Source organism: Rhodoferax sp., assembly GCF_023700745.1.
Lineage (GTDB): Bacteria > Pseudomonadota > Gammaproteobacteria > Burkholderiales > Burkholderiaceae_C > Rhodoferax.
Genome location: NZ_JAMPYG010000033.1, coordinates 1 through 6,269, shown reverse-complemented (window position 1 = coordinate 6,269; position 6,269 = coordinate 1). Strand labels below are relative to the sequence as shown.

The window sequence follows — 6,269 nt, the reverse complement described above, 5'->3', positions numbered from 1 at the left end:
TTTTCATGGGTACGCCGGCAACAACTTGCACCCCATTGGCAGTGTTCGTGCCAGTGCCGGGAGCGTTACCTGAAATGGCGACGGTCACACGGTGGGTGAGTGTTGGATCGTAAGTGAGATCGCCCAGATCGGCCAACACGTTAGGTGCAGTCACGGTCATGGCGGCGACATCAGCCTTGATCTTGGTGATGTCACGGTAGAAGGTGTATTTGTAGCTACCGTCACCGTTATCGACCAGGGTACCGGTGTTATCGGTACTGGGGCGAGTGGGTGCTGCTGCGGTAATGGCTCCTGTAGTAGCATTCTTGGTTGGGACCGTGGTCACAACATAGCTGACCCATTTGCTGGGGCTGCCATTGGCACCGGGTACCAATTTGGCTATGGCAAAAGACAGGTTGGGATAGCTCGGCAAGGTAGCCGTTGCGCTTTGGGACGTACTGCCGAGACCAACAACCGGATTCCCTGCAGAGTCTGTGACCTTGAAGGAGACGACCGGCGGGCTGGCAATGGTGACAGCTGTAACGGTACCCGTGAAACTGGAGGCTGCCCATTGTTCAGGGCTCAGCGCCGCGACTTTGACGGTGGCTGTGGCATCCACACCAGGGGCACCAGTGGCACCCGTAGCACCCGTTGCGCCGGTCGCGCCAGGTGAGCCATCGTCACCACCGCCGCAACCGGCCAGGGCCGCCACGGCAAGCAGGCTTGCCGCAGCAAGCCTGGTCCAATGAGAGGAAGATTGACTCTTCCTTGCGAGTTCGATATGTTTCACGTAAGCCTCCTTAGGCGTTGATGCAGGAAGGTTTCATTATCAATTTACAAAAGCTTTACATAAGTGAGACTGCGTCTTCAAAGTGCCAAACTTTTGCGATAGATCAAGCTTATTTCAATTAACCTTTCATCGAGTGCGGGTAAAACAACGGCATGCGCGGGGCGTGAAAAAACCGAAGCCCGCTGGGGTTAACCAGCGGGCTTTTCGTGATCGTCATTGGGTTACTACGGTGCCCCCTCGGCGGGGTGCCGGCGCGAATGCCGTTGCGCACGGGGCAGGTTTTTGCCTGAAGCGCGATGGAGCTCAGTACACCCTATAACAGAATCCATTTTTTACAAAAAAGTGGTTATTTGATTACAATGATTTCTGTTATGCCATCAAAAGCCCCAATCCTCTATCCTGGTCAGTCCCGCATGCTGCGCGAGCTGGGGCAACGCCTGCGCGAAGCCCGTTTGCGCAGGCGCTTCACCGTGACCCAGGTGGCCGAACGCGCAGGGGTCTCCCGCCCCACGCTCAACAAGGTCGAGCAAGGCGACGCGGCGGTAACCCTGGGCACCTACCTTCGGGTGCTCAGCGCCCTGGGGCTGGAACGCACCCTGGACCTGGTGGCCGCTGACGACCCCGTGGGCCGCCGTCTGCAGGACGCCGAGCTGTCCGTGCCACGTCGCTCCACCAAGCGAAAGTCTGCGGTGCCTGCACCTTCTTCTTCGACTGACGTTTCTTCGCATGACGAATCCAAGGATGAGCCGGGAGAGTCAACGTGAGTGCGCAAGCACCACAAGTAGGCCCCAAGGCCACCCCCGACGGGCTGGAAGTATGGCTTGATGACGATTCATTCGGTCCACTCACCCACCTGGGACGGCTGCACCGCGTCGGAGCGGAATCGGTGCGCTTCGAATACGCCCCACTCTGGCTAAAAAACGGGGCGGCGTTTGCGTTGGACCCGGAGTTGGCCCTGGCCGGCGGCAACTTCCACCCCAAGGACTCCAACTTTGGCATCTTCCTGGACAGCTGCCCGGACCGCTGGGGCCAAGTCCTCATGAAGCGACGCGAGCTGGTGGAAGCCAAGCAACAGGGCCGGGCCCGGCGAGAACTGCGCACCTGGGACTTCTTCCTGGGCGTACAGGACGTCACCCGCATGGGCGCACTTCGCTTCTCCGCACTGCAATCAGACAAGCAACTCAAGCAAGGTTTGCCACCGGTGTTTGCCGAAGGCACCTGCCTGGCCAACGACACGCTGTCTGTGCCGGCACTCACCCACCTGAACGAGCTGCAGGCGGTGGCGCTGGAGCTCACCCGCAAAAAGGTTGACGACCTGGACTTGCTGCAGCAGTGGCTCAAGGTGTTGGTGGCCCCAGGTGCGTCACTGGGCGGTGCGCGGCCCAAGGCCAACCTGCGAGATGGTCTTGGGCGTCTGTGGATTGCCAAGTTTCCTTCAGCAGACGACGAGCACGATTGGGCTTTGCGCGAGATGCTGCTGCACCAACTGGCCAAGGAGTTCGGACTGGACGTTTCTGCGGCGCGGCTTGATTGCATCGGCATGGGGTTTCACACCTTCGTGACCTTGCGCTTTGACCGCAACGCCGGGTGCCGGCGCTTCTTCACGTCTGCCATGGCGTTGCTGGGGCGCACCGACAGCGAAGCGGCCTCTTATCTGGACCTGGCCCAGTTCATCGCCACCCGGCACGGCGTGGAGGGGTTTATAGAGCACGACCTGCATGAGCTGTTTTGTCGCGTGCTCTTCAACGTCGCGGTGGCCAACCGGGACGACCACCTGCGTAATCACGGCTTTATCCGGCATACCGGTGGCTGGCGTCTGGCGCCTGCCTATGACATGAACCCGTCCATCAAGAAAGACACACACGTGCTCGCGCTGGACGACAGCAGCACCGAGCCGGATCTGGCCACGGTAATGGCCACGGCGGAGTTCTACCGCGTGAGCCGCGAGCAGGCGCAACAGGACCTGGCGCGGCTTCGTCGGGTGCTGGGCACTTGGGAGAACAAGGCTCGGTTGTTGGGGCTGTCGGCAGAGGACCGAGCCGAACTGAAGGACTGTATCCAGCTGTGATGCGCCCTCGCGCTTCACAAAGTGAGATGGCCTGGCCTGAGCGATGGCGGCCAGGCTACTGGCAGCGAATTACTTCAGTTCGTAAATATAGGTGACCCCGATAAAGCTGACGCTTTGATCGGCATTTTGTGTCACGGTGCTGCCGTCAGAGTAACGGTACGGCACGCCGCTGTAAGACCAGGTCCAGTCGTTGTAATTTGATTTCTGGTGAATCAGGTCAACCCGCAGGGCAGACTTTTTGTCGAGCGCATAGGTGCCAAACAATTTGAGTGCGGTTTGCCGGAAGGTGATGTCCGGCAGGCCGCCACTGGCTGCCAGCGATGCGGCGCTGTAGGCGCTGGCCGTGCTGTCGAGTCCTTGCGTGTATTTGCTGGTGTCGTCCACATAAGACAGCGTGCCGCCTACTTGCAGCTGGCTGGTGGGTTTACCGGTAAAGCCAAGGCCGATGTTGGCGCTGGTGTTCTCGAAACTCATCACATAGCCGGCATAGCGGGTCTGGTTGAATGTTTGCTGGCCGCGCGACAGGTAGCCGTTGAGCGCCCACTTGGATGACAGCGCATAGGCCCAATCCACGTTGAACTGGTTCATGCGGGTGTCGTGCAGGCCATAGACACTGGGCGTGTTGTACTTGTCGGTGCCATGCTCGGCACTGAACTGCAGCGACAGGTCTTTGTTGGGCGTCCAGTCGGCTTGCAGTTTGACCTTGTCGCGCTGGCGGTCGGCCAGCGTGGGCATGAAGACCGCCGTTGCCAGGGAGGGGTCGGAAACGCTGACCTCAGTCACTCCCAGACCGGCGTTGTCCCTGAGCCAGCCCGAGCCATCGCGCTCGCTGCTGGACAAGCTGATGGCACCACTCATGTTCTCTGACATGCGGCGGCGCAGCTCGGCGCGCACGCTGGTTTCATCGGTTTTCTGGCGCAGTGCACTGGTACCGGCAATGGCGCTGGTGGCGGTGAACTCACCGCGGTCGATGGCTTCGTAGTCAACACCCACCGTGCCACGGTAGTCCGGATTGAACTGCCAGCTGGCCTGCATTTTGGCACCGGTCTTGCGATTGGACAGATGGCGGTTGGTATAGGCCAGGCTGCCGCCCACGCTGTCCAGGTTGTAGTAGGCGATGGGCGTTTGGTCGTCTTTGTCCTGGTAACGCACATTGGCCAGCAGTGACAGCTTGGGCATGGGGCGTGAGGTGATGCCGAACTGCGCCAGCTTGGTTTTAACCTCGCCATCCAGACTGGTGAGCCCGGTGCGGCTGGGTGAACTGAAACCGTCGTCCTGCGACGCGGTGCTGTAGGCCAGCTTGAAATTAGCACGGGTTTTGTCGGTAAAGTCGTAGTTGCCGCTCAGGTCCAGTTGGTGCGCCTGGTTGTCTGGCGACAAAGCCACGGACTGGTTCAGGTAACCCAGCAGGCTTGCGGTGGCGGGCAACAGCGTGCCCACCGGATTGAATAAACTGCCGCTGACGCTCGGGTTGAGGGCCGTGTTGGCATTGCGGTAGAACGAGCCGTAATAGCCCAGGCTGAAACGCAGTTTTTCAAGCGCGTAACTGAGGCGCGCTTCGATCTGGCTGTGGTTGGCATCAATGGGCTCCGGCAGCATCAAGCTGGCCCAGCCAACACTGGTGGCGGTGCCCCCCAGGCAAGCGGGGTCAAGCGCCGTGGCGCAGTTGAACCCCATGCCAAACAGGCGGGAACCCTCTTTCTTTTCGGTCTTGAGGTCAACCGCCAATTGCATGCGCGGGCTGATGATCTTGGTGTAACCCACGCCCAGTTTGGTGCGCTTGGTCTGCAAATCGACATTGGCGCCGGTTCCGGGTGACACGGCGACCACTTGTGGTGTGGTAGAGCCGGGGTTCACCAGACCGGTGTTGACCTGGTTGGGCTCGTTGCGCACCAGTTCACCGTACTCCGCCGTGAGTTTCCATTCGCCTGGCTTTTTCCAGACCAGGTTCAGCTCGCGCATGTCGCCCAGCAACTCATAGCCCTGAAAATCGACCCAGTCGCCGGTCTCGTCCTGGCGCAGGCTGTAATCGATGTCCAGCATGGCGGCAACGCTGTTGTCTTTGTCGCTGCCACTGTATTGGTTGAACAGAGCGCGGTCAGCGCCTTTGGCGCTGAACACACCCAGTCCGCCTGAAATGGTGGTTTCGGCCGGGCTTTGGGCGTGTGCGGGGAACAAGGCTGCGCAGGCTGCCAGAGCCAGTGCGGTGCGCTGAAAAGTAAACATGGAATGTGGCCTGATCATGATGGGTCTCCGTGCTTCAGCGCATCAATGGGTTGGTGCTTGATGGACTGTTGGATCCGTGAACCTGCGTGTGGCAGTTCATGCAACTGCGGCCCTGCCACATGTTGACAACATTTTTGCCGCTGGACAAGCCGGTGACCTGAGGCAGGGTTTGTCCAGGCGCCAGTGTGTAAACGCCGCTTTGTCCGCCCAGGGCGCCGACATTGCCGGTGGCATGCGGGGTGTGGCACTGCTGGCACAGCATGGGCGCACGCGTTTTGAGCATGCCGGCAATGGTGCTGCCGTGTGAGTTGTGGCAGGTGCTGCAGTCTTCCGCCACCGGGTCGTGCTGCTGCACGAAGGGGCCGCGCTTTTCGGCGTGGCAGGTGTAGCAGGTGTCGTTGATGCTGTCACGCTTGACGAGTTTGGGGCCTGCTGAACCGTGCACGTTATGGCAGTCCGAGCAGGTCATCTTGCCTTCAGGAACAGGGTGGTGCGATGGCTTGTTCAACTGCGTGCGCTGCTCCTTGTGGCAGGTGTAGCAGGTTTCAGCCTGTGCTTTCTTGTTCAGGATTTTGTCTTTGTTGGCGTGCACCTGGTGGCAGGTGTCGCAGGTGATACCCGCGTTCTCATGGGCAGAACCAGACCACAGAGCTCGCTTCTGGTCTTTGTCATGGCAACTTTGGCAAGAGCGGTTTCTGTCGTCAGCCGCGACCGTGCTGACTTTGCCAAACGCCTTGCCGAAAGTAACATCGGGCTTGGGTTGCGGATTGAGCTTGGCGGGGTTGTAGGCATGCGCCTCGCTGGCGCGGTGGCAACTGATGCAATCCGGCGCGCGTTTGTCAGCCACAAAGCCATGCGCAGACCGACTGTTGTCGGTCATGTCATCCGAGTCGTGACAGGTCACGCAGAAGGCCGCCCCTTTGGGCTCGGCCTCTTCGGCAGCCCAAGCCGGGCTGAGCCAAGCCGATACCAACAGGCCTGCAAGGGCAATAACACGCTTGATTCTCATCCCAACTCCTTCATTCAAGTTTACTTTTGACCGTGAACCAGATCAACGGCCTGACGTGCGCCGGGCGCGTGGCAGTCGTTGCAGGTTTCAGCAGGCAGGCCAAGGAGGTCAGCCTGCGTTCTGGTGCCAAACACAGCGCCTGGGTCACCAATGTTCAGGGTGACGTGCTCAATGGCTTTGGCAGAGTCGTGGCAGGC

At 60.0% G+C, this 6,269-nt stretch carries 4 protein-coding genes and 1 pseudogene; 2 read left to right on the top strand and 3 right to left on the bottom strand.

Annotated features, from left to right (window positions below):
- Positions 1-769, bottom strand: a pseudogene (locus NDJ10_RS15200) (hypothetical protein); the annotation flags it as partial.
- Between the two features lie 371 nt (positions 770-1,140).
- Between NDJ10_RS15200 and NDJ10_RS15195 the strand changes: the two are divergent.
- Both NDJ10_RS15195 and NDJ10_RS15190 read left to right on the top strand, forming a co-directional pair.
- Entirely contained in the window at positions 1,141-1,533 is a 393-nt protein-coding gene (locus tag NDJ10_RS15195; RefSeq protein ID WP_296163848.1) for a helix-turn-helix domain-containing protein, read from the top strand.
- Positions 1,530-2,837 (top strand): HipA domain-containing protein, encoded by a 1,308-nt coding sequence (locus NDJ10_RS15190; protein ID WP_296163845.1) that lies wholly within the window; start codon positions 1,530-1,532, stop codon positions 2,835-2,837. The genes NDJ10_RS15195 and NDJ10_RS15190 overlap by 4 nt, the downstream gene beginning before the upstream one ends.
- A gap of 69 nt (positions 2,838-2,906) precedes the next feature.
- On the opposite strand, the gene NDJ10_RS15185 is transcribed toward NDJ10_RS15190, so the two are convergent.
- Both NDJ10_RS15185 and NDJ10_RS15180 read right to left on the bottom strand, forming a co-directional pair.
- Entirely contained in the window at positions 2,907-5,063 is a 2,157-nt protein-coding gene (locus NDJ10_RS15185; protein WP_296163843.1) for an MtrB/PioB family decaheme-associated outer membrane protein, read from the bottom strand.
- A 34-nt stretch (positions 5,064-5,097) separates the two neighbouring features.
- Complete coding sequence (locus NDJ10_RS15180; RefSeq protein WP_296163841.1) at positions 5,098-6,072, bottom strand: DmsE family decaheme c-type cytochrome; 975 nt, start codon at positions 6,070-6,072, stop codon at positions 5,098-5,100.
- Positions 6,073-6,269 lie beyond the last annotated feature (197 nt).

Coding starts and splice junctions, on each gene's coding strand:
- NDJ10_RS15195 (WP_296163848.1), top strand. CDS start 1,141: ATGCCATCAAAAGCCCCAATCCTCTATCCTGGTCAGTCCCGCATGCTG.
- NDJ10_RS15185 (WP_296163843.1), bottom strand. CDS start 5,063: ATGTTTACTTTTCAGCGCACCGCACTGGCTCTGGCAGCCTGCGCAGCC.
- NDJ10_RS15180 (WP_296163841.1), bottom strand. CDS start 6,072: ATGAGAATCAAGCGTGTTATTGCCCTTGCAGGCCTGTTGGTATCGGCT.